This window comes from Citrobacter sp. MGH104 (genome assembly GCF_001034485.1).
In the GTDB taxonomy this organism is placed as follows: domain Bacteria; phylum Pseudomonadota; class Gammaproteobacteria; order Enterobacterales; family Enterobacteriaceae; genus Citrobacter; species Citrobacter freundii.
Map to the genome: position 1 here is coordinate 2040475 of NZ_KQ089818.1, position 21461 is coordinate 2061935.

The window sequence follows — 21461 nt, forward strand, 5'->3', positions numbered from 1 at the left end:
GTATCAACCTCTCAATCGCTCGATGACCTGATTAACCCAGGCTGATCTGCACGTCTACACCGGCAGCCAGGTCCAGACGCATCAGAGCATCAACGGTTTTTTCAGTTGGCTCAACGATGTCAACCAGACGCTTGTGAGTACGGATCTCGTACTGATCACGCGCGTCTTTGTTGACGTGCGGGGAGATCAGAACGGTGAAACGCTCTTTGCGGGTCGGCAGCGGGATCGGACCACGAACCTGCGCACCAGTGCGCTTGGCAGTCTCGACGATTTCCGCGGTTGATTGATCGATCAGACGATGATCAAACGCTTTCAAACGGATACGGATTCTTTGGTTCTGCATGAGACCAGAGCTCCAATTATTTTATAGACGAAATAGTTACTCCTCAAACCCATTACGATTGATGGGAGAGTGTAACCGTTCTTACAGAGTTCCCCGATTGGGAACATTGTCTGGTATTGCTTTCGCAGTACCGGTGGCTCATATCGAACCGCTGTCAATATTAGACAAGCCCGCGCATTATACGTAAATCTCAGTCTTAAGCAAGTGCCGCGTAGAAATTAATCACTCGTTCATAAATGCGGGCCTCCTTCCACTCTGATTGTATGCCCTGTGATGCAACGCGTTTTCCTTGGAAGAGAGCATCCATAACTCACATCCCGGACTTGTAGGGCCGGCGTGCTTACCCGAAGGTAAACTCTTTACCAAATGAGATTTGCCCATGTACATCGACCTCCCCTTTCTGCTGATTTATGTTTCGCTATCAGGGTTGCTCTTAGTCCATGACCTGCGTACCGGGTTGCTGCCCGACAAATTTACCTGCCCTCTTTTGTGGGGCGGTCTTATTTATCATCAGTGCTGCAGACCTGCACAGTTATCCGACGCGCTTTGGGGTGCCGTAGCGGGCTATTGGGTATTTGCTTTGTTCTACTGGGGGTATCGTTTGATATGCCGACAGGAAGGATTAGGCTTTGGTGATGTCAAATTTCTTGCCGCACTGGGCGCATGGCATCGCTGGGAATCATTACCACTGTTGGTTTTACTTGCCGCGGGCATGGCATGTTGTCTCACCGGGATTTCTTGCGTCCGTTACGGGAGACAGATGCTAAAAAACCCGCTGCCTTTTGGGCCATATCTGGCGGCTGCGGGTTTCGTTATTGGCTGGATAAATCTGATACAGGGCGGTTAGTCACTGACTTTAATTTGCGATTGCAGATAATTTTGCAAGCCAAGTTTTGCAATCAGGTCCAGCTCAGTTTCGAGCCAGTCAATATGCCCTTCTTCTTCAGTCAGGATCTCGATCATCATGTCCCGGCTGACATAATCATGAACGCTATCGGCATAGGCAATGGCTTCACGCAGATCTTTCGCCCCATCCAACTCGAGTCGAAGATCGGATTGCAGCATCTCTTCAACGTCTTCGCCAATACCCAACTTGCCAAGATCCTGCAAGTTCGGGAGCCCTTCTAAGAATAAAATACGCTCGATATATTTATCAGCGTGTTTCATCTCATCGATAGATTCATGGTACTCAACATCATTGAGGCGAGTCAGTCCCCAGTTTTTAAACATACGAGCATGGAGAAAATACTGGTTGATCGCGACAAGCTCATTTCCCAATAGTTTATTGAGATAATTTATGATTTTAACATCACCTTTCATTTTATAGTCCCTCCGCTTCCACTCTTAGAGCGTAGATGGGGCTACAGGGATGTCAAAAAAAAGAGTGTGACTTAGGCGATCTCTTTAAATTCTGGCATTTGCGTTAATTCATCCTGCATGACTTCACGGGCAGCACGAATGCACTTACCGCATTGATTTCCTACAGGAATAAATTTACGTAATTGCTGAAAGGACTGAGGGTGAAACTGGCGAACAGCCTGACGTATTTTTTTATCACTTATCGCATTACACAAACAAACGTACATGATCGCTCCCGTTCAATTTCTGTGCAAAGTGTAAATGAGAATAGTTATGATTACAATAGCACAACGCTATTTACGCGGCGGGAGAATGAATAAAAAATGCGAATAAATATGACAGCTACTAAATTGCAGGCAGCAAAAAGGGCGCCGAAGCGCCCTTTTTAAGCTCAAAGCTAATTAATCAATAATTAGCTCATTACTTTAGCAACAACGCCCGCACCAACAGTACGGCCGCCTTCACGGATTGCGAAACGCAGACCGTCGTCCATCGCGATCGGGTGGATCAGGGTAACAACCATTTTGATGTTGTCGCCCGGCATTACCATCTCTACGCCTTCCGGCAGTTCGATGGTACCAGTCACGTCAGTAGTACGGAAGTAGAACTGCGGACGGTAGCCTTTGAAGAACGGAGTATGACGGCCGCCTTCGTCTTTGGACAGAATGTACACTTCAGATTCGAACTTGGTGTGCGGCTTGATAGAGCCCGGCTTAGCCAGTACCTGACCACGTTCGATTTCTTCACGTTTGATACCACGCAGCAGAACACCAACGTTCTCACCAGCACGGCCTTCGTCCAGCAGTTTGCGGAACATTTCAACGCCAGTACAGGTAGACTTAGCAGTCTCTTTGATACCAACGATTTCAACTTCTTCACCAACTTTGATGATACCGCGCTCTACACGACCGGTAACAACGGTACCACGACCGGAGATGGAGAATACGTCTTCGATAGGCAGCAGGAACGGCTTGTCAATCGCACGCTCTGGTTCTGGGATGTAAGAATCCAGGAAGCCAGCCAGTTCGATGATTTTCGCTTCCCACTCTGCTTCGCCTTCCAGCGCTTTCAGAGCAGAACCACGAACGATCGGAGTGTCGTCGCCCGGGAAATCGTACTGAGACAGAAGTTCACGAACTTCCATTTCTACCAGTTCCAGCAGCTCTTCGTCATCAACCATGTCGCATTTGTTCAGGAACACGATGATGTACGGAACGCCTACCTGACGACCCAGCAGGATGTGCTCACGAGTCTGCGGCATCGGGCCGTCAGTCGCAGCAACAACCAGGATCGCGCCGTCCATCTGCGCAGCACCGGTGATCATGTTTTTAACATAGTCGGCGTGGCCCGGGCAGTCTACGTGTGCGTAGTGGCGAGTCGGGGTGTCATATTCAACGTGAGAAGTGTTGATGGTGATACCACGAGCTTTTTCTTCCGGCGCGTTATCGATCTGGTCGAATGCACGAGCAGCACCGCCGTAGGTTTTAGCCAGTACGGTAGTGATTGCAGCGGTCAGGGTAGTTTTACCGTGGTCAACGTGGCCGATGGTGCCGACGTTAACGTGCGGTTTTGTACGTTCAAATTTTTCTTTAGACACGGCTATATTCCTTACTATAGTGCTCTCCCCTATGGAGAGAGCACGGGACTTAGGTTTTAATCCTGTGGATTATTTACCACGGGCTTCAATAACGGCCTGAGCAACGTTGTTCGGCGCATCGTCGTACTTCAGGAACTCCATGGAGTAAGAAGCACGGCCTTTGGTCAGAGAACGCAGCTGGGTTGCATATCCGAACATTTCAGACAGCGGAACTTCAGCATGGATAACAACGCCAGTGACGTTGGATTCCTGACCACGAAGCATACCACGACGGCGGCTCAAGTCACCGATTACGTCACCGGTGTTCTCTTCCGGAGTCTCTACTTCAACCTTCATGATAGGCTCAAGCAGAACTGGTTTCGCTTTCTTAAAGCCATCTTTGAAGGCGATAGAAGCGGCCAGTTTAAACGCCAGCTCAGAGGAGTCAACGTCATGGTAAGAACCGAAGTGCAGACGCACGCCCAGATCAACAACCGGGTAACCAGCCAGCGGGCCAGATTTCAGCTGTTCCTGGATGCCTTTATCAACGGCCGGGATGTATTCGCCAGGAATTACACCACCTTTGATGTCGTTGATGAACTCGTAGCCTTTCGGGTTTGAACCCGGCTCCAGCGGGTACATGTCGATAACAACATGACCGTACTGACCGCGACCACCAGACTGCTTAGCGTGTTTACCTTCGATATCGGTAACTTTCGCGCGAATCGCTTCACGGTAAGCAACCTGAGGTTTACCGACGTTCGCTTCAACGTTGAATTCACGCTTCATACGGTCAACGATGATGTCGAGGTGCAGCTCACCCATACCAGCGATAATGGTCTGGTTAGATTCTTCGTCAGTCCATACGCGGAATGACGGGTCTTCTTTAGCCAGACGGCCCAGAGCCAGACCCATTTTTTCCTGGTCAGCTTTGGTTTTCGGTTCTACCGCGATGGAAATTACCGGCTCAGGGAATTCCATACGTTCCAGAATGATCGGGTGATCCGGGTCACACAGAGTGTCACCAGTGGTCACGTCTTTCAGACCGATAGCAGCAGCGATATCGCCCGCGCGAACTTCTTTGATCTCTTCACGTTTGTTAGCGTGCATCTGTACGATACGGCCGAAACGTTCACGTGCAGTTTTCACGGAGTTCAGGATGGTGTCACCGGAGTTAACCACACCAGAGTACACGCGGAAGAAGGTCAGGTTACCCACGAACGGGTCGGTAGCGATTTTGAATGCCAGAGCAGCAAACGGCTCGTCATCGCTAGCATGACGCTCAGCAGGAGTATCTTTACCGTCGTCCAGAATACCGTTGATCGCAGGTACGTCTACTGGGGATGGCAGGTAATCAATTACCGCATCCAGCATCGCCTGAACACCTTTGTTCTTGAACGCAGAACCACAGGTTACCAGGATGATTTCGTTGTTCAGAACACGCTGACGCAGAGCTTTTTTGATCTCTTCTTCAGTCAGTTCTTCACCACCCAGGTATTTCTCCATCAGCTCTTCTGAAGCTTCTGCAGCGGACTCGATCAGGTTCTGGTGCCATTCTTCAGCCAGTTCCTGCATGTCAGCCGGGATATCTTCATAAGTGAAGGTTACGCCTGCATCTTCTTCGTTCCAGTTGATGGCTTTCATTTTCACCAGGTCAACAACACCGGTGAACGCTTCTTCAGCGCCAATTGCCAGCTGCAGCGGAACAGGGTTCGCGCCCAGACGGGTTTTGATCTGACCAACAACTTTCAGGAAGTTCGCACCCATACGGTCCATTTTGTTAACGAACGCAATGCGCGGAACTTTATATTTGTTTGCCTGACGCCATACGGTTTCAGACTGAGGCTGAACACCACCAACTGCGCAGTAAACCATTACTGCACCATCAAGCACACGCATGGAACGTTCTACTTCGATAGTGAAGTCAACGTGCCCCGGGGTGTCGATGATGTTTACGCGATGCGGTTCATACTGCTTAGCCATACCAGACCAGAATGCAGTAGTCGCTGCGGAGGTGATAGTAATACCACGTTCCTGCTCCTGCTCCATCCAGTCCATGGTGGCTGCGCCGTCATGAACTTCACCGATTTTATGGTTTACACCGGTGTAGAACAGAATACGTTCGGTAGTAGTGGTTTTACCGGCGTCGATGTGCGCACTGATACCGATGTTACGGTAGCGCGCGATGGGTGTTGTACGAGCCATTTGATTCCTCGTTTATCTTTTAGGCGTTCAATTTAAGTAGCCCAAAGCGGGCTGCTTACTAGAAGCGCCCGCCTGGTGACTAAAACTCCGAAGGGATTACCAACGGTAGTGTGCGAACGCCTTGTTGGCTTCTGCCATACGGTGAACGTCTTCACGTTTCTTAACTGCAGTACCTTTGTTTTCTGCAGCATCAGAAAGTTCGTTCGCCAGGCGCAGAGCCATGGATTTATCACCGCGTTTACGAGCAGCTTCAACGATCCAACGCATTGCCAGAGCATTACGACGGACCGGACGGACTTCAACTGGTACCTGATAAGTAGAACCACCAACGCGGCGAGACTTAACTTCGACAGTCGGGCGCACGTTTTCGAGAGCTACTTCGAAAGCTTCCAGTTCGTTTTTACCAGAACGCTGAGCCAGGGTCTCCAGCGCGCTGTATACGATAGTTTCGGCAGTAGATTTTTTACCATCTACCATCAGGATATTTACAAATTTAGCCAGCAGTTCTGATCCGAACTTCGGATCCGGCAGAATTTTACGCTGACCAATGACGCGACGACGTGGCATGGAAATACTCCGTTGTTAATTCAGGATTGTCCAAAACTCTAAGAGTTTAGTTTGACATTAATATAAAACGTTTGGCCTTACTTAACGGAGAACCATTAAGCCTTAGGACGTTTCACGCCATACTTGGAGCGTGATTGCTTACGGTCTTTAACGCCGGAGCAGTCAAGCGCACCACGAACGGTGTGGTAACGAACACCCGGGAGGTCTTTTACACGACCGCCACGGATCAGGATCACGGAGTGCTCCTGCAGGTTGTGACCTTCACCACCGATGTAGGAAGTCACTTCAAAACCGTTAGTCAGACGAACACGGCATACTTTACGCAGTGCGGAGTTCGGTTTTTTAGGAGTGGTAGTATATACACGAGTACATACGCCACGTTTCTGCGGGCATGCTTCCAGTGCAGGCACGTTGCTTTTTGCAACTTTGCGTGCACGTGGTTTGCGTACCAGCTGGTTAACTGTTGCCATTAAATAGCTCCTGGTTTTAGCTTTTGCTTCGTAAACACGTAATAAAACGACCTCATACAATATGAGGACGCAGAATTTTAGGTCGGTGTCGAAAAGGTGTCAAGAAATATACAACGATCCCACAATTACCAGGACATCTGGCTGGGATGCTTCACCGTAAGTCTGACGAAGTCAGTATAGCTAACCCTGACGACACTGTCTGAAATTTGACCGCTCAACCCGCGAGCCTTAATGTCTTCTTCCAGTACATAGACCTTAATGGAGGCATTTTGCAGACTTTCAAGGAAACGGCTTCCTTCGATTGCTGCCGTCACGCCATCCTGGAGCAATAAAAGTTCATCGTCTTTATCAATCAGACGAAGAAGAGAGGAGAAATCGGTAAGCCACGCGGAGCGATGTAGTGTGTGCAGCATGAGAGTCTCAAAACCTTAAAATGACGTCATAGTTGCCTAACTCACGGCGTAAATCTTCCGGTTCAAGCGCTGTCGCATCGATCACAAAATTACTCCCCTGCTGAAGGCCCCGCTCGCGTAATGAGGCAGCGCAGAGCCAACATTGATCGATATCGTACAACCCTAACAGTTTGAAGGTCGCGATATAGTCTCGCGCCAGCACGGCATCCGGTTGCTGTCCCTGAAGGATTTGAAAGACGCCATCACCGATAAAAAACACGCCGAGGTCTTCCGTTAATGCAGAGGTCGCCAGCAATGCATCTAACCCTTCACGGCCAGATGCGCTGCCGTGCGGCACGGTAGAAAAAACAAAAGCAACACGTTTCATCAGAATTGCACCACGCGATCGCAGGTCAGGGATGCCTCAGCCAGCGATCCAAGCCCGCTGAGGTTAAAACCTGATTGTAAATTAGCTCCTGCCAGCCCCAGCCGCTTTGCCTCAGTCTCATCAACCACGCCGCGTCGCAACGCCGCAGCCACGCAAATATTCAGTGTTACACCATGCTGTTGGTTCAGCTGTTGCCAGGCCCGTACCAGATCGTATTCATCACTGGCAGGCGAAGTGAGTAGGTTGGCGTTATACACACCTTCACGATAGAAAAAGACGCTGCTTAGCTCATGCCCTTCTTTGAGTAGCGCATGAGCAAATTGCAACGCGCTGCTCGCCTGCTGCGTGCCGTATGCAGGCCCCGTCACCATGATGGCAAAACGCATTACTTATCTTGCCCCTGGAAATCGCCACTTTTGAACTGACGAATATAGAGGTAGACCGTATGTTTGGAGATGTTCAGCCGATCGGCGACCTGGTTGATGGCATCTTTAATATCGAAGATGCCTTTCTCATACAAATTCAGGACTATCTGGCGGTTCTTCGCGTTGTTGGAAACATTACGATCGGCATTCACTTCTTCGATTGTGAATTCCAGCGTCTGGGTAACCAGATCTTCCACCGAAGAAGCAAAGTTGACGGCAGAGCCCACTTCCGGGGTTTCCGGTGGGATAAAGGTATTCATTATCTGCGAGAAAGGGACATCAAGGTTCATGTTGATGCACAGCAGACCAATCACGCGATGCTCACGGTTGCGAATGGCAATCGTCACCGACTTCATCAAGACACCGCTTTTCGCACGTGTGAAGTAACACTTCGACACGCTGCTATCCGCACCCGTCATATCATGCAGCATACGCAACGCAAGGTCAGTAATCGGTGAGCCAATTTTACGGCCCGTGTGTTCACCGTTAGCAATGCGGATGGCCGAGCATTTCAAATCCTGCAAAGAGTGCAATACGATTTCACAATGGGAACCAATGAGCATCGCCAACCCGTCCACTACCGCTTCGTAGGATTTGAGGATATCGAAGTCGGTTTGATCGAAAGGACGTTGATCCAGCAAATCTAGCTCACTGGTTTCGTTGGTTAAAAGCGACCTGGACATGAAAAAAAGCACTCCTTTTCAGGAGCCTGTCGTTATGTTGTCAGGGCAGGCTCATCACTATTATAGGGGCATCTAAAGTAATACAGCGCACAAGGCGCTTTCCAGTATTAATTATATCCTGTCGATAATAAAAAACCGCCGCCCTGTGGGCGGCGGTTTCTGTTAGCTTATTTTTTGCTGCTGTCTGCAGCTTTATCTGCCGGTGCAGCATCTGGCTGCGCGTCAGCTTTCGGTGCCGGTTTGATGTCTAACAGTTCAACATCAAAGACCAGCGTAGAGTTGGCCGGAATGCCCGGAACGCCCGTTTTGCCGTAAGCCAGATCCGGTGGGATAACCAGCTGGATTTTGCCGCCTTTCTTGATGTTTTTCAGGCCTTCAGTCCAACCCGGGATCACGCCGTCAAGACGGAAAGAGAGCGGCTCACCACGGGTATAAGAGTTATCAAACTCTTTACCATCGATCAGCGTACCTTTGTAGTTAACAACCACGGTATCGCTGTCTTTCGGTGCAGCGCCGGTACCTTCTTTCTCTACTTTGTAGACCAGGCCAGTAGCCGAGGTTTTAACGCCTTTCTCTTTAGCAAATTTCTCGCGGTAAACTTTACCTTTGGCTTCGTTGTCAGCCGCGTCTTTTTCCATTTTTGCCTGAGCGGAGCTCTTCACGCGCGCTTCAAACGCCTGCAGAGTTTGTTCGATTTCCTGGTCAGACAGTTTGCTCTTGTCTGCAAACGCATCCTGAACACCAGCGATCAGCTGATCTTTATCCAGTTTGATGCCCAGCTTTTCCTGCTCTTTCAGAGAGTTTTCCATATAACGACCCAGGGACGCGCCCAGCGCGTAAGCGGCTTTTTGGTCGTCATTCTTGAATGCTGCTTTGCTGTCAGCAGTAGCGGCTGGTTTCGCAGCATCAGCAGCGAAGGTGATCGGGGCATGCAGAGCAACAGCCATTGTGGTCGCCAGCAGCGTTACTTTAAACAGTGATTTCATCCATATCTCCAGGGCCGGGGCATCTCACCCCAGGGTTAACTAACATAAAAATGTACTATAAAGCGTTGCAGAACAAATCAACATACAGGCACGCCCTATTATCACCACTTTTCAGACTCTTTTTGTTTAAATTAGTTTCGTTACCGAAGATTGAGTGCTGTGCAAACAGGCAAAGTTAAGTAGAATTCGCCGCAGTCCGCGATCTGCCGGAGAAAAAAGAAAGAGGTGAATCATGCAGGATACAACAATGGAAACTCGCCTGGCTGAACTGGAAAGTCGCCTGGCATTTCAGGAGATAACCATTGAAGAGCTCAACGTGACGGTGACCGCGCATGAACTGGAAATGGCCAAACTGCGCGACCATCTGCGTCTGCTGACGGAAAAGCTCAAAGCAACGCAACCGTCCCACATCGCGTCGCAATCTGAAGAGACCCCTCCGCCACATTATTGAGACGTAAAAAAGCGGGGATATCCCCGCTTTTTTTGTGTCCGAAAACGCTAACGCTTATCGGATCTACTCACATATACCCAAAGGATTTCAAATCACAGCAAGGCGGCAAGCTTGAGGAAGTCCTGGGAGCATAGATAACTATGTGACCAGGATTCGAAAGCGCAGCCAACACCGCTGTGGGTTGAAAGACGAAGGGTATTAGTGGCAACCGCAGCCGCCGCCGTTACCTTTACCGCCACCGCCGCAGCAGCCTTCGCCGCCGTGCTCGTGACCATGGTCGTGGCCGTGTCCACCGCAGCAACCGTCATGACCGTGGTCATGATCGTGGTCGTGACCGTGCGCACCGTGAACGTGGCCGTGAGCCAGTTCTTCTTCGGTCGCTTCGCGGATAGCAACAACTTCTACGTTGAATTTCAGATTCTGGCCAGCCAGCATGTGGTTACCGTCAACCACAACGTGGTCGTCTTCCACTTCGGTAATTTCTACCGGTACTGGACCCTGGTCAGTTTCAGCCAGGAAACGCATGCCAACCTGCAGTTCGTCAACGCCCATAAAGACGTCTTTAGGAACGCGCTGCACCAGGTTTTCGTCGTACTGACCGTATGCGTCGTTTGCGCCAACAGCAACATCGAATTTGTCGCCAACTTCATGACCGTCCAGCGCTGTTTCCAGGCCAGAAATCAGGGAACCGTGACCATGCAGGTAGTCCAGCGGTGCACTCACCGGAGACTCATCAACCAACACACCGTCTTCTGTACGTACCTGATAGGCCAGGCTGACCACCAGGTCCTTTGCTACTTTCATGATATCTCCTGAGCATGGAAAGAATAGTGGCGCAGATTGTAGCGGAATTCTGCACCCGTGTACCCTCTAGCTTAAAAAAAGCTGCGCCATATCGCTAGTCCGGATGAAAAATCCCGATCACTTGCTCTTCTTTGCGAACGTGCTCGCGCGCCTCTTTATCGGCTTCCCGCATCTGATGACCGCACTTAACACACTCAACAATATCGATATTATTTTCACGCCACATCGCCAGAGTATCCTGCGACTGGCAGGACGGACATTTTGCACCTGCGATAAAACGTTTACGAATTGCCATGATTATCCTCTACTCAAATTCATCCCAGCCATCCAGCTGACGTCGCTCTTGCTGCATCTCTCGTTGGAAAATTTCCTCCAGCTCGCGCCGTGCTTCCCTGGCTCGAGAGATTTGTACCGTATCTGTATGCATGGGGATCAGTTCCCGCAGCATGCGCATATCCAGCCGACGAAAATGCAGCTGGGCACGCTGGGCCTGGTGCGGATGCATCCCCAGTGTAACCAGCGTTTTACGCCCCAACTCCAGCGCACTGGAGAACGTTTCGCGGGAAAACTGCGTCACACCGGCCTGTAATAACTCATGCGCCTCTACACGTCCGCGCGCTCGCGCAAGAATATGCAAATGCGGAAAATACTGTTGGCACAGTTCCACCAGTTTCATTGTGTCTTCAGGCTCATTACAGGTAATAACAATAGACTGTGCCGCCTCTGCCCCTGCGGAGCGCAACAGTTCCACCTGAGTGGCGTCACCGTAGTAGACCTTATAGCCATATTTGCGCATCAGATTCACCGCGCTGATATCTCGCTCCAGGACGGTAATACGCATTTTATTGGCCATCAACAGGCGACCAATAACCTGACCAAAACGCCCAAACCCCACCACAATCACCTGCGGTTTATCATCTTCCACCCAGGGTTTTTCGTCTTCCTCATCCGTGCCGTTAAACTGGCGGGAGAGCCATTTATCAATCAACTTCATCACCAGCGGCGTGGTCATCATCGACAGTGTGACGGTCACCAGCAGCAACGCCATTTGGTCGCCCTGAAACAGCCGTTGCGAGGATGCCGTTGAAAACAGCACGAAAGCGAATTCACCGCCCTGACTTAAAACCCCGGCAAATTGCATCCGTTCAGAGCTTCTCATGCCGTTAAGACGCGCCAGTACATACAGCACCAGCATTTTAACGACCACCAGCACGATCACGCTCGCTGCCACCCACAGAATATGGGTGTAGAGCACGCCGAGATTGAGCGACATGCCAACGGAGATAAAAAACAGCCCGAGCAACAGTCCTTTAAAAGGATCGATTGCCGTTTCCAGCTCATGTCGGTATTCACTTTCCGCCAGCAGCACACCCGCGATAAACGTTCCCAGCGCCATTGACAGCCCCAGCGCATCCATAAATAAAGCAGAACCCAGCACCAACAGCAGCGTGGCAGCGGTGAACACTTCCCGCACGCCAGAATCCGCAATAAAGCGGAAAACCGGACGCAGCAAATAGCGCCCGCCAATCAGCATGCCGGCAAAGGCCAGCACCTTCATTCCCACTTTAATCCAGTCAAAATGTTCGTCAGCAGACCCCGCCAGCAGCGGAACCAGCGCCAGCGCAGGGATCACCGCCAGATCCTGAAACAGCAGCACCGAAAAACCCAACTGCCCGGATTCACTGCGGTTCATGCCTTTCTCACGCATCAACTGTAGCGCCATCGCGGTCGATGACATCGCCAGACCAATGCCGCCAACCACTGCCGCCTGCCAGGAGAACGCAGTGAGCATCAATAATCCGGCCAACACCACCGCGCTCAGCATCACCTGCGCGGCGCCGACGCCAAAAATTGAACGCCGCAGTTGCCACAGCTTGGCCGGGTTAAGTTCCAACCCAATGATGAACATCAGAAAAACTACGCCCAGCTCGGAAAAGTGCAGGATTTCATCCACATCACTGATGAACCCTAATCCCCACGGGCCGATGGCAATACCCGCCAGCAAGTAACCCAACACCGGACCGATACCCAACCTGGACGCCAACGGTACCGCCGCCACCGCCGCGAAGAGAAACAACACTCCGGCTGTCAACAAATCTGAACCTTCCATCAGCGGCCTCCCACAGGGATCGGATTCGCCAGCCAGTCACCATACGCTTTCGCATGGCTGTCCAGCTCCTGCTTCGTTTGCCTTCTGGCCCAGTAAACGATAATAGGGCTCATCCAGTGCATGCGGCACATACCGGCCGTCAGCTCGAAAGGGCGCAGCACATCGCTCATTGGATAACGGTTTAGCGCGTCATAGCGGTAGGCACTTTCCGGTTCTCCGGTAGTGATAACGCTACGCCAGTACTTTCCCGCCAGTTGATTCCCTCCGGGACCGCTGGCAAATCCGCGGCTCAGTACGCGGTCAAGCCACTCCTTTAACAGCGCCGGACAGCTATAGGTATAGAGTGGGTGCTGAAAAACAATCACATCATGCTCACGCAGCAGCGCCTGTTCATGCGGAATATCGATAAAAAAATCAGGATAGTGCGCGTAAAGGTCGTGCACGGTAACATTGCTGAGCTGCATGGCCGGTTTAAGCAGAACACGGTTCGCGACCGAGTCCTGAGATTCCGGATGGGCATACAGCAGCAAGACTTTCGCTGGCTGGAACATCATCCCCCTCCCGGTTTTGTCTTTTGTCTATTTTCGACGTTTTGGGCTACCATTGCGCCTCGGTGCGGCAAACGGCCCGCACATTACATTATCATAATGATAAATTAACATAGTCTGAACATACGGCGCCTTATGATTGTTTTCTCATCGTTACAAATTCGTCGCGGCGTGCGCGTCTTGCTGGACAATGCCACGGCCACCATTAATCCAGGGCAGAAGGTTGGCCTGGTGGGTAAAAATGGCTGCGGTAAATCTACCCTGCTGGCATTGCTGAAAAATGAACTCAGCGCCGACGCTGGAGGATTTACCTATCCGGGAAACTGGCAGCTCGCGTGGGTGAATCAGGAAACGCCTGCGTTGCCACAGCCCGCGCTGGAGTACGTCATTGACGGTGACCGCGAATATCGTCAACTGGAAGCGCAGTTGAACGACGCCAACGAACGTAACGATGGACATGCCATTGCCACTGTCCATGGCAAGCTGGATGCCATCGATGCCTGGACCGTGCGTTCACGCGCCGCCAGCCTGCTGCATGGCCTCGGTTTCTCCAACGAACAGCTTGAACGGCCGGTCAGCGACTTCTCCGGTGGCTGGCGTATGCGCCTCAACCTGGCCCAGGCGCTGATTTGCCGTTCAGACCTACTACTGCTCGATGAACCTACCAACCACCTCGATCTCGACGCGGTGATCTGGCTGGAAAGATGGCTGAAAAGCTATCAGGGCACGCTGATCTTGATCTCCCACGACCGCGACTTCCTCGATCCGGTGGTGGATAAAATTATTCATATCGAACAGCAAACCATGTTCGAGTACACCGGCAACTACAGCGCGTTTGAAATCCAGCGTGCGACCCGCCTCGCGCAGCAACAGGCAATGTACGAAAGCCAGCAGGAGCGCGTGGCACATCTGCAAAGCTATATCGATCGTTTCCGCGCTAAAGCAACGAAAGCAAAACAGGCGCAGAGTCGTATCAAAATGCTGGAACGCATGGAGCTGATTGCCCCAGCGCACGTGGACAACCCGTTCCACTTCAGCTTCCGTGAACCGGAAAGCCTGCCAAACCCGCTGCTGAAGATGGAAAAGGTCAGCGCTGGCTACGGCGATCGCGTCATTCTCGATTCGATCAAACTGAACCTGGTGCCGGGTTCCCGCATCGGTCTGCTCGGTCGCAACGGCGCGGGTAAATCGACGCTGATTAAGCTGCTGGCCGGCGAACTGGCCCCCATCAGCGGCGAGATTGGCCTGGCGAAAGGCATCAAGCTGGGCTACTTCGCGCAGCACCAGCTGGAGTTTTTACGCGCCGATGAATCACCAATTCAGCATCTGGCGCGCATGGCGCCGCAGGAGCTGGAGCAGAAACTACGAGACTACCTGGGTGGATTCGGCTTCCAGGGCGATAAAGTCAGCGAAGAGACTCGCCGCTTCTCCGGTGGCGAAAAAGCGCGTCTGGTGCTGGCATTGATCGTCTGGCAGCGCCCTAACCTGCTGCTGCTCGATGAACCGACCAACCACCTGGACTTAGATATGCGTCAGGCGCTGACCGAAGCGCTGATCGATTTTGAAGGCGCGCTGGTTGTCGTCTCGCACGACCGTCACCTGATCCGCTCCACCACCGACGACCTCTATCTGGTACACGACAAGAAAGTCGAGCCGTTTGATGGCGATCTGGAGGATTATCAGCAGTGGCTGAGCGATGTCCAGAAACAGGAAAATCAGAGCGACGAACCAGCGAAAGAGAGCGTTAACAGCGCCCAGGCACGTAAAGACCAGAAGCGTCGTGAAGCGGAACTGCGCACTCTGACGCAACCGCTGCGCAAAGAGATCACCCGTCTGGAAAAAGAGATGGAGAAACTGCACGCGCAGTTAGCTCAGGCGGAAGAGAAACTCGGCGACAGCGAACTGTACGACCAAAGCCGCAAAGCCGAACTCACCGCTTGTCTGCAGCAGCAGGCCAGTGCGAAATCCGGGCTGGAAGAGTGTGAAATGGCCTGGCTGGAGGCTCAGGAGCAGCTTGAGCAGATGCTCGCCGAGTAGTCATAATTGCCGGATCTGACGCCAATACGTCCTATCCGGCATTTTTGTCGAATTATCCCTGCATCGCCAGACGCTGGCGGATTTCTTCGAAATGCTCGCGGTTAAACAGCTTGCCGTTGAGAAAACGAGTTTTCAGCTCCCCTTCCTGCTCTTGTTTCCAAGTTTGTTCATCATGCAGACGCAGTTCCCCTTGCTCATCACGCGTGACGCGAAGCAGACCACGGGCTGAACGCTTCAGGCCATTATCGGTTTTCGGCTCTTTGAAAATCATCCGGCCTTTGCCGTCGACTTCTCCCCACGTCGCTTTCATCGCAAAACCGAAGGTGTCACGCGTGTTGTACTGATAGGTAAAGGAACCGACGCCAAACACGACGTTTGAACTGGCAAATCCTTTCGCTTCCAGACGACGCAGGATCTCATTCGCCCGCTCAAGGGTGATGGAGTCGCCATAAATCAGTCCAACATGCGGGTCGAGCACCTTGTAACCTTTAGCGTTAATCGTGCCGCCAAAAATCTCCCACAGCACTTCCACGGACCCTTTCTCCTGAGCGGTACGATCGCTGCTTGTATCGTTATCTTCGCCAGTACCGCACAGAATCTCTACCGGGTTGCCGCTATCCGGACGGAATACCACACGACCTTCACGCGCCAGAATGATGCCCTTCAGTTCACGGGTATATTCCGTCAGCACCTGCCAGTAGTCCCAGGTATCAGATACTATCGATACAAATCCTTGCGGGTAGAGATCGGCAATCAGGCGGCGGAAGGTTTCAATCTCATGCTCGCGCTCGCCCATACACATCACGCTGTGTTCAGTAGCTGGAATGCTGGCGCCGATAAAATAGGGCTCGCCGTCGGTGTAGTAATCGCGGGCGTACAACAGAGATGGAATACTGTCGGTCCCTTTAAAGCTCAACAAATGCCCACTGCCCGCCTGCATGGTGTCCTGTAATCCGGACATACCGCGAAATGAAAAGTCATGGCACTGGAAGTCAAGATGCGTCTGGTCGCTACAGGTTTTCTGTGCCCAGCGTGCGCAGATTTTGCGGTAATGGTGAGCAATCGTGGCGTTTGTCGACGCTTTCCACAATTCCGCCGACAGGACGGTCTCCAGGTAATTCACCAGCCAGAAAAATTCGGGTTTGGTGTTGATAATGGTTAAAACCGGCACCGTCATTGGGACTTTGCTACCTTCATCCAGCGCCTTGATGTGCAGCGGCAGATAGCCCAACTGATGCAATGCACGAATATGGTCCACCGCCACTGCATCTTTGCCGAGATAGCTATCCATGACCTGTTTGTATTCACTCACAACCTCATCTTCCGGGCGGGCAAAGAACGCCTCATTAAACAGGTCGACTAAAAACCACTGCATAAACCCCTGCAGGCCGAAAAATACCAGTTTGCCATCCGCCAACGGCGAGGAGAAAAAGCGATCGCTGCGTGGGGTAAAGTTGGAATACACGCGACGGGTGCCCTGCGGATACTGCACGCGGTGAGACACTTTGTAGCCGTCGATAGCTAAAATTGGATTCATTTTCATAATCAGTCTCTCCCTCAGGCGCGGTAAATCGCGTCAATATCGATAAGTTCAAGCTGCGGATGTTCCAGCGTCGGGGCAGCTAAAGAAGTGGTGGTGTAGATGGCGTCAATACCGTTAGCAAACAGGTGTTCAACGCCCTTAGAAAAGATCCCGTGGGTGACGTACAGGCTAACGCTGCGGGCACCGGCATCACGTAGCACCTGCGCAGAACCTATGAAGGTGCCGCCAGCATCACACAGGTCGTCGACAATCAGCAGATCCCTCGCCCTGACGTCTCCGGCCAATAACGCAAATCCCGTCAGGCTGCCGCTTGCCACATCACGTTTTTTGCTCAGGATGGCGTACTGCTCCACACCGGCCGCTCTGGCTACGGCATCAATCTTCTTCAGCGATCCCGCATCGGGAGCAACCAACATCAGCGCGTTTTGCTGAAACAGCCGCGATAATGACGCGCTTTGCATCAGGCAAACCTCCTGGGGGATCGCCACAAAGTTGTCGATTGCAGCCGCCGCCGCGTCACTGTGCGGGTCGAGCACGTTGACCTTGTCAAATTTCAACGTATTGAGCTGACTGGCGAAGACTTTCAGCGCAAAGCTGTCACCCGATACCATATGTCTGTCCTGACGCGCCCACGGCAGCCAGGGAAGGTCGAGATGGCTGACCAGTACATCGGTCTGATGACGGACCGCCTCAACCAGTTGCGCCAGCAGCATAAAATCGTTCATATCGCGCATAGCCGTGGCACGGATGCGCATCAGGCGAGCAAAGGTTGGCAACGCATCGGTGACTTTTAACCAGACAGCACCATCAGGAAAAACACCGCTGGCAACGGCATAGACCTGGTCGTCCAAAGTTAGTGTCAATTTTATGTTCATCGCGCTCACCCCTTAATTGTGTCCCTTCGACACAATTAATAATGTCCCTAAGACACATATTAAGCAAGCAGAAAATGAATTATTTTTAAGCTGTTAGTTAATCCACTGATAAGTAATGAGAAAAAACGAACCTTGCCCCCCGTTGCCGGGCTGGTACACTTATCAGCGTTACAAATCATCGTGAGTACCTTATGACCACCGAAGCCGACTACCTGAATCAGTACGACGCCAGCCGCTTCCCTTCACCTCTGGTGACGGTAGATAGTGTGTTATTTACCCTGCATCAACAGGCGCTGTGCGTATTACTGGTCGAGCGGGCAAAGCAGCCGCAAAAAGGACGTTGGGGATTACCCGGCGGCTTTATTGATATCGAAAACGATGATTCAACCCGTGCCACCGCGCTGCGCAAACTCACTGAAAAAACGGGTGTTTCGCCTTCGTGGCTGGAACAAATGGATACCTTTTCTGGGCCTGATCGTGACCCGCGCGGCTGGAGCCTGACGGTCACCTGGTTTGCACTAATCGCCTGGGTAGACTGCGCGCCCCATATCGCCAGCGTCAGCAATGCCCGTTGGGTGCCGGTTGATGAGTTGAAAAACTATTCACTCGCGTTTGATCACGAGAAAATCATTACAGCGGCGCTGCATCGCTTGCGGCAAAAAACGATGTACTCGCTCCTGCCAGTGTACTGCTTGCCGGAAACATTTACCCATGGGCAACTACTCGAAGCCACTGAGGTGATCCTCGGTCAGTCGATCCAGCGTAAAAGTCTGATTCGTCGCTTTGAAGCGTCAGGAATGTTTGAAGATACTGGAGAAAGCGTGGCGACAGGGACGCGTAAAGCCCGCCTGTGGCGACGTAAACCTAACGTCGATTTTCATTTTTTCTCGCGTAACCTGCTGACTGACTAGCGACAAAATCACATATTGGCTAACCCGCACGCGCTGTGCGCGGTATAGTTATTCTTTCCGATTATTAATTGCTCCGGTGTTATGGTTGAAATCACGTCCACAGAAATGACCCCACCTACCGACGATTCGCGAGAATTCCGCCCGATGCGCGGTATCAGTAACCGCCATCTGCAGACGATGCTGCCGCGATTAATTCGCCGTAAGGTGAAGTTCGACGCCCACTGGCAGCGTCTGGAATTGCCCGACGGTGATTTCGTCGATCTGGCGTGGAGTGAAGATCCGCAACAGGCGAAACACAAACCGCGCCTGGTGGTTTTTCACGGTCTGGAAGGTAGTCTGAACAGCCCCTACGCACATGGCCTGATTGAAGCAGCACAAAAGCGCGGCTGGCTGGGCGTGGTAATGCATTTTCGCGGTTGCAGTGGTGAGCCCAATCGTTTGAACCGTATTTATCACTCCGGTGAAACAGAAGATGGCACCTGGTTTTTACACTGGCTGGATCGTGAGTTCGGTCGCGCACCGACCGCCGCGGTAGGTTATTCACTCGGTGGAAACATGCTGGCTTGTCTGCTGGCAAAAGAAGGCAACGATATTCCGATAGATGCAGCGGTTATCGTTTCTGCGCCTTTCGTGCTCGAAGCCTGTAGCTACCATATGGACAAGGGCTTTTCCCGTGTCTATCAGCGCTACCTGCTCAATTTATTGAAAGCCAACGCCTCGCGTAAGCTTGAGGCGTATCCCGGTTCGCTGCCGGTAAGCCTGGCCCAGTTGAAATCTTTGCGCCGCATTCGCGATTTTGACGATCTGATCACCGCCAAAATCCACGGTTTCGCCGATGCTATAGACTATTACCGCCAGTGCAGCGCCATGCCGTTGCTCAATCGGATCGCCAAACCAACGCTGATTATCCATGCTAAAGACGATCCGTTTATGGATCATCACGTGATCCCGAAACCGGAAAATCTGCCTTCGCAGGTGGAATATCAGTTGACTGAACATGGCGGCCACGTCGGATTTATTGGTGGCACAGTGCGCCGTCCTGAGATGTGGCTGGAATCAAGAATCCCGGACTGGCTGACAACGTATCTGGAGGCGTCATCATGATTATCCCATGGCAAGATATCTCTCCGGACGCGCTGGACAATCTGATTGAAAGCTTTGTCTTGCGTGAAGGCACCGATTACGGTGAACATGAACGCTCGCTCGAACAAAAAGTCGCCGACGTCAAACGCCAACTACAATCAGGTGAAGCCGTGCTGGTGTGGTCCGAACTGCATGAAACGGTCAACATTATGCCGAGGAAGCAGATTCACGAGTAATCCGTAGCCGCCGGCCGACTTTACTATAATTACAACCATTTCATGGAGTTGTTATGTCTGCCAAACATCCGGTGATTGCGGTAACAGGATCCAGCGGCGCGGGGACCACCACCACCAGCCTCGCGTTTCGTAAAATTTTCGCGCAGTTAAACCTGCGCGCCGCCGAGGTGGAAGGTGACAGTTTTCACCGCTATACCCGTCCGGAAATGGACATGGCGATTCGCAAAGCACGCGATGCCGGGCGGCATATCAGCTATTTCGGCCCCGAAGCTAACGACTTCGGTCTGCTGGAGCAAACCTTCATTGAATACGGCCAGACGGGCAAAGGTCAGTCGCGTAAATACCTGCACACCTACGATGAGGCCGTACCGTGGAATCAGGTTCCGGGGACATTCACGCCCTGGCAGCCGCTGCCTGAACCGACGGATGTCCTGTTCTATGAGGGACTTCACGGCGGCGTTGTCACCCCTCAGCAAAATGTGGCCCGGCATGTCGATCTGCTGGTTGGCGTGGTGCCGATCGTGAACCTGGAGTGGATCCAGAAGCTGACCCGCGATACCAGCGAGCGTGGACACTCGCGTGAAGCGGTGATGGACTCGGTGGTGCGCTCAATGGACGATTACATCAATTACATCACGCCACAGTTTTCCCGTACGCATATCAACTTCCAACGCGTACCAACCGTCGATACCTCTAATCCCTTTGCCGCCAAGAGCATTCCGTCACTCGATGAAAGCTTTGTCGTTATTCATTTTCGTAATCTGGAAGGGATCGACTTCCCGTGGCTACTGGCCATGCTGCAGGGCTCATTCATTTCTCATATCAATACGTTGGTCGTACCGGGCGGAAAAATGGGTCTGGCGATGGAATTGATTATGCTGCCGCTGGTGCAGCGACTGATGGAAGGCAAAAAGATAGAGTGATATGTGGAAAGCGCCCGATGGCGCTTCGCTTATCGGGCCTACGACTCAACATCACCCTGTAGGCCGGATAAGGCAACGCCGCCATCCGGCATCAGCAATTACGCGGCAACCACTTCATAGGAGTGGGTAATGTTCACCGCCTTTTCCAGCATCAGCGCCACGGAGCAGTATTTTTCCGCCGAAAGATCGACCGCACGTGCGACGGACGCATCTTTCAGATCGTTACCCGTTACGATGAAATGCAGGTTGATATGGGTAAACAGGCGCGGCGCTTCATCACGACGCTCGGAGGTCAGCTTCACTTCGCAGTTGGTCACATCCTGACGACCCTTTTGCAGGATCGACACCACATCAATTGCGCTGCAACCACCCGCAGCCATTAAGACCATTTCCATCGGGCTCGGCGCTTTATCACCGGAATTACCGTCCATCAAAATCTGGTGGCCAGAGGCGGACTCACCGAGGAAGGTCAGCCCTTCAACCCACTTAACACGTGCTTGCATATTTTATTACTCCGATGCATCAATTTTCCTGACAGATTACGCG

General features: G+C 52.1%; 25 protein-coding genes and 1 pseudogene. 7 read left to right on the top strand and 19 right to left on the bottom strand.

Translation table 11 applies throughout. The features are described 5' to 3' along the window. Nucleotides 1-31: 31 nt before the first annotated feature. Nucleotides 32-343, bottom strand: coding sequence for a 30S ribosomal protein S10 (gene rpsJ, locus SK34_RS09610; RefSeq protein WP_001181005.1), 312 nt, complete (start codon nt 341-343; stop codon nt 32-34). 379 nt (nt 344-722) lie between these two features. Here rpsJ and SK34_RS09615 point away from each other — a divergent pair, with 379 nt between their 5' ends. After that, complete coding sequence (locus tag SK34_RS09615; RefSeq protein ID WP_003842090.1) at nt 723-1190, top strand: prepilin peptidase; 468 nt, start codon at nt 723-725, stop codon at nt 1188-1190. On the opposite strand, the gene bfr is transcribed toward SK34_RS09615, so the two are convergent. The 11 genes from bfr to fkpA form a co-directional block, all read right to left on the bottom strand. After that, the gene (bfr, locus tag SK34_RS09620) at nt 1187-1663 is read right to left on the bottom strand and encodes a bacterioferritin (RefSeq protein ID WP_003031113.1); all 477 of its coding nucleotides are present in this window, start codon (nt 1661-1663) and stop codon (nt 1187-1189) included. The two genes, SK34_RS09615 and bfr, sit on opposite strands and share 4 nt — an antisense overlap. 71 nt (nt 1664-1734) lie before the next feature. Beyond that, nucleotides 1735-1929, bottom strand: coding sequence for a bacterioferritin-associated ferredoxin (gene bfd / locus SK34_RS09625; RefSeq protein ID WP_003031111.1), 195 nt, complete (start codon nt 1927-1929; stop codon nt 1735-1737). A 185-nt stretch (nt 1930-2114) separates the two neighbouring features. Then, entirely contained in the window at nt 2115-3299 is a 1185-nt protein-coding gene (tuf, locus tag SK34_RS09630) for an elongation factor Tu (protein ID WP_003031109.1), read from the bottom strand. Nucleotides 3300-3368: 69 nt separating this feature from the next. Then, a complete protein-coding gene (fusA, locus tag SK34_RS09635; RefSeq protein WP_003023659.1) occupies nt 3369-5483 on the bottom strand; it encodes an elongation factor G in 2115 nt (704 codons plus the stop codon). 96 nt (nt 5484-5579) lie between these two features. After that, on the bottom strand, nt 5580-6050 hold the full coding sequence (rpsG, locus tag SK34_RS09640) for a 30S ribosomal protein S7 (RefSeq protein WP_003023657.1): 471 nt from the start codon (nt 6048-6050) through the stop codon (nt 5580-5582). Between the two features lie 95 nt (nt 6051-6145). Then, complete coding sequence (gene rpsL, locus SK34_RS09645) at nt 6146-6520, bottom strand: 30S ribosomal protein S12 (RefSeq protein ID WP_003023654.1); 375 nt, start codon at nt 6518-6520, stop codon at nt 6146-6148. A 125-nt stretch (nt 6521-6645) separates the two neighbouring features. Continuing rightward, nucleotides 6646-6933 (bottom strand): sulfurtransferase complex subunit TusB, encoded by a 288-nt coding sequence (gene tusB, locus SK34_RS09650; protein WP_003023651.1) that lies wholly within the window; start codon nt 6931-6933, stop codon nt 6646-6648. 7 nt (nt 6934-6940) lie between these two features. Then, nucleotides 6941-7300: a sulfurtransferase complex subunit TusC gene (gene tusC / locus SK34_RS09655; RefSeq protein ID WP_003837966.1), complete on the bottom strand. Its 360-nt coding sequence runs from the start codon at nt 7298-7300 to the stop codon at nt 6941-6943. Beyond that, nucleotides 7300-7686, bottom strand: coding sequence for a sulfurtransferase complex subunit TusD (gene tusD / locus SK34_RS09660; RefSeq protein WP_003023646.1), 387 nt, complete (start codon nt 7684-7686; stop codon nt 7300-7302). The genes tusC and tusD overlap by 1 nt, the downstream gene beginning before the upstream one ends. After that, nucleotides 7686-8408 carry a helix-turn-helix transcriptional regulator gene (locus tag SK34_RS09665; protein WP_003023643.1) on the bottom strand — a complete coding sequence of 241 codons (723 nt, stop codon included), beginning with the start codon at nt 8406-8408 and terminating at the stop codon, nt 7686-7688. The genes tusD and SK34_RS09665 overlap by 1 nt, the downstream gene beginning before the upstream one ends. Before the next feature lie 167 nt (nt 8409-8575). Beyond that, nucleotides 8576-9394, bottom strand: a complete 819-nt coding sequence (fkpA, locus tag SK34_RS09670; RefSeq protein ID WP_003023641.1) for an FKBP-type peptidyl-prolyl cis-trans isomerase — start codon at nt 9392-9394, stop codon at nt 8576-8578. Nucleotides 9395-9626: 232 nt separating this feature from the next. Between fkpA and SK34_RS09675 the strand changes: the two genes are divergently transcribed. Beyond that, nucleotides 9627-9845 (top strand): protein SlyX, encoded by a 219-nt coding sequence (locus SK34_RS09675; protein ID WP_003023639.1) that lies wholly within the window; start codon nt 9627-9629, stop codon nt 9843-9845. Between the two features lie 198 nt (nt 9846-10043). Here the strand turns inward: SK34_RS09675 and slyD are convergent, their stop codons facing one another. The 4 genes from slyD to kefG all read right to left on the bottom strand — a co-directional run bounded on the left by slyD (nt 10044) and on the right by kefG (nt 13310). After that, nucleotides 10044-10649, bottom strand: a complete 606-nt coding sequence (gene slyD, locus SK34_RS09680) for a peptidylprolyl isomerase (RefSeq protein WP_003023634.1) — start codon at nt 10647-10649, stop codon at nt 10044-10046. A gap of 94 nt (nt 10650-10743) precedes the next feature. Further along, nucleotides 10744-10944, bottom strand: coding sequence for a YheV family putative zinc ribbon protein (locus SK34_RS09685; RefSeq protein WP_003023632.1), 201 nt, complete (start codon nt 10942-10944; stop codon nt 10744-10746). A gap of 9 nt (nt 10945-10953) precedes the next feature. After that, nucleotides 10954-12759: a glutathione-regulated potassium-efflux system protein KefB gene (gene kefB, locus SK34_RS09690; RefSeq protein WP_003023630.1), complete on the bottom strand. Its 1806-nt coding sequence runs from the start codon at nt 12757-12759 to the stop codon at nt 10954-10956. After that, complete coding sequence (kefG, locus tag SK34_RS09695) at nt 12759-13310, bottom strand: glutathione-regulated potassium-efflux system ancillary protein KefG (protein ID WP_003023629.1); 552 nt, start codon at nt 13308-13310, stop codon at nt 12759-12761. Before kefG ends, kefB begins: the two co-directional genes overlap by 1 nt. Before the next feature lie 132 nt (nt 13311-13442). On the opposite strand from kefG, the gene SK34_RS09700 reads away from it, so the two are divergent. After that, nucleotides 13443-15344, top strand: a complete 1902-nt coding sequence (locus tag SK34_RS09700; protein WP_003023627.1) for an ABC transporter ATP-binding protein — start codon at nt 13443-13445, stop codon at nt 15342-15344. A gap of 52 nt (nt 15345-15396) precedes the next feature. On the opposite strand, the gene SK34_RS09705 is transcribed toward SK34_RS09700, so the two are convergent. Further along, nucleotides 15397-16887, bottom strand: coding sequence for a nicotinate phosphoribosyltransferase (locus SK34_RS09705; protein ID WP_048217090.1), 1491 nt, complete (start codon nt 16885-16887; stop codon nt 15397-15399). Nucleotides 16888-16901: 14 nt separating this feature from the next. Continuing rightward, nucleotides 16902-17762 (bottom strand): ribose-phosphate diphosphokinase, encoded by an 861-nt coding sequence (prs, locus tag SK34_RS09710; RefSeq protein ID WP_048217089.1) that lies wholly within the window; start codon nt 17760-17762, stop codon nt 16902-16904. 191 nt (nt 17763-17953) lie between these two features. Here prs and SK34_RS09715 point away from each other — a divergent pair, with 191 nt between their 5' ends. The 4 genes and pseudogenes from SK34_RS09715 (at nt 17954) to SK34_RS09730 (ending at nt 20915) form a co-directional block, all read left to right on the top strand. Continuing rightward, complete coding sequence (locus SK34_RS09715) at nt 17954-18673, top strand: NUDIX hydrolase (RefSeq protein WP_048232908.1); 720 nt, start codon at nt 17954-17956, stop codon at nt 18671-18673. A 35-nt stretch (nt 18674-18708) separates the two neighbouring features. Further along, a pseudogene (locus tag SK34_RS09720) lies at nt 18709-19777 on the top strand (hydrolase). Beyond that, nucleotides 19774-19992 (top strand): YheU family protein, encoded by a 219-nt coding sequence (locus tag SK34_RS09725; protein ID WP_003023615.1) that lies wholly within the window; start codon nt 19774-19776, stop codon nt 19990-19992. The pseudogene SK34_RS09720 and the gene SK34_RS09725 overlap by 4 nt, the downstream one beginning before the upstream one ends. Before the next feature lie 53 nt (nt 19993-20045). Next, nucleotides 20046-20915: a phosphoribulokinase gene (locus SK34_RS09730; RefSeq protein WP_003827751.1), complete on the top strand. Its 870-nt coding sequence runs from the start codon at nt 20046-20048 to the stop codon at nt 20913-20915. Between the two features lie 98 nt (nt 20916-21013). Here the strand turns inward: SK34_RS09730 and SK34_RS09735 are convergent, their stop codons facing one another. Then, nucleotides 21014-21418 (bottom strand): OsmC family protein, encoded by a 405-nt coding sequence (locus SK34_RS09735; protein ID WP_003023611.1) that lies wholly within the window; start codon nt 21416-21418, stop codon nt 21014-21016. Between the last annotated feature and the right edge of the window lie 43 nt (nt 21419-21461).

Bases quoted from the DNA above. Each gene is read 5' to 3' on its own strand.
- rpsJ (WP_001181005.1), bottom strand. From the start codon at position 343: ATGCAGAACCAAAGAATCCGTATCCGTTTGAAAGCGTTTGATCATCGT.
- SK34_RS09615 (WP_003842090.1), top strand. From the start codon at position 723: ATGTACATCGACCTCCCCTTTCTGCTGATTTATGTTTCGCTATCAGGG.
- bfr (WP_003031113.1), bottom strand. From the start codon at position 1,663: ATGAAAGGTGATGTTAAAATCATAAATTATCTCAATAAACTATTGGGA.
- bfd (WP_003031111.1), bottom strand. From the start codon at position 1,929: ATGTACGTTTGTTTGTGTAATGCGATAAGTGATAAAAAAATACGTCAG.
- fusA (WP_003023659.1), bottom strand. From the start codon at position 5,483: ATGGCTCGTACAACACCCATCGCGCGCTACCGTAACATCGGTATCAGT.
- rpsG (WP_003023657.1), bottom strand. From the start codon at position 6,050: ATGCCACGTCGTCGCGTCATTGGTCAGCGTAAAATTCTGCCGGATCCG.
- rpsL (WP_003023654.1), bottom strand. From the start codon at position 6,520: ATGGCAACAGTTAACCAGCTGGTACGCAAACCACGTGCACGCAAAGTT.
- tusB (WP_003023651.1), bottom strand. From the start codon at position 6,933: ATGCTGCACACACTACATCGCTCCGCGTGGCTTACCGATTTCTCCTCT.
- tusC (WP_003837966.1), bottom strand. From the start codon at position 7,300: ATGAAACGTGTTGCTTTTGTTTTTTCTACCGTGCCGCACGGCAGCGCA.
- tusD (WP_003023646.1), bottom strand. From the start codon at position 7,686: ATGCGTTTTGCCATCATGGTGACGGGGCCTGCATACGGCACGCAGCAG.
- SK34_RS09665 (WP_003023643.1), bottom strand. From the start codon at position 8,408: ATGTCCAGGTCGCTTTTAACCAACGAAACCAGTGAGCTAGATTTGCTG.
- fkpA (WP_003023641.1), bottom strand. From the start codon at position 9,394: ATGAAATCACTGTTTAAAGTAACGCTGCTGGCGACCACAATGGCTGTT.
- SK34_RS09675 (WP_003023639.1), top strand. From the start codon at position 9,627: ATGCAGGATACAACAATGGAAACTCGCCTGGCTGAACTGGAAAGTCGC.
- slyD (WP_003023634.1), bottom strand. From the start codon at position 10,649: ATGAAAGTAGCAAAGGACCTGGTGGTCAGCCTGGCCTATCAGGTACGT.
- SK34_RS09685 (WP_003023632.1), bottom strand. From the start codon at position 10,944: ATGGCAATTCGTAAACGTTTTATCGCAGGTGCAAAATGTCCGTCCTGC.
- kefB (WP_003023630.1), bottom strand. From the start codon at position 12,759: ATGGAAGGTTCAGATTTGTTGACAGCCGGAGTGTTGTTTCTCTTCGCG.
- kefG (WP_003023629.1), bottom strand. From the start codon at position 13,310: ATGTTCCAGCCAGCGAAAGTCTTGCTGCTGTATGCCCATCCGGAATCT.
- SK34_RS09700 (WP_003023627.1), top strand. From the start codon at position 13,443: ATGATTGTTTTCTCATCGTTACAAATTCGTCGCGGCGTGCGCGTCTTG.
- SK34_RS09705 (WP_048217090.1), bottom strand. From the start codon at position 16,887: ATGAAAATGAATCCAATTTTAGCTATCGACGGCTACAAAGTGTCTCAC.
- prs (WP_048217089.1), bottom strand. From the start codon at position 17,762: ATGAACATAAAATTGACACTAACTTTGGACGACCAGGTCTATGCCGTT.
- SK34_RS09715 (WP_048232908.1), top strand. From the start codon at position 17,954: ATGACCACCGAAGCCGACTACCTGAATCAGTACGACGCCAGCCGCTTC.
- SK34_RS09725 (WP_003023615.1), top strand. From the start codon at position 19,774: ATGATTATCCCATGGCAAGATATCTCTCCGGACGCGCTGGACAATCTG.
- SK34_RS09730 (WP_003827751.1), top strand. From the start codon at position 20,046: ATGTCTGCCAAACATCCGGTGATTGCGGTAACAGGATCCAGCGGCGCG.
- SK34_RS09735 (WP_003023611.1), bottom strand. From the start codon at position 21,418: ATGCAAGCACGTGTTAAGTGGGTTGAAGGGCTGACCTTCCTCGGTGAG.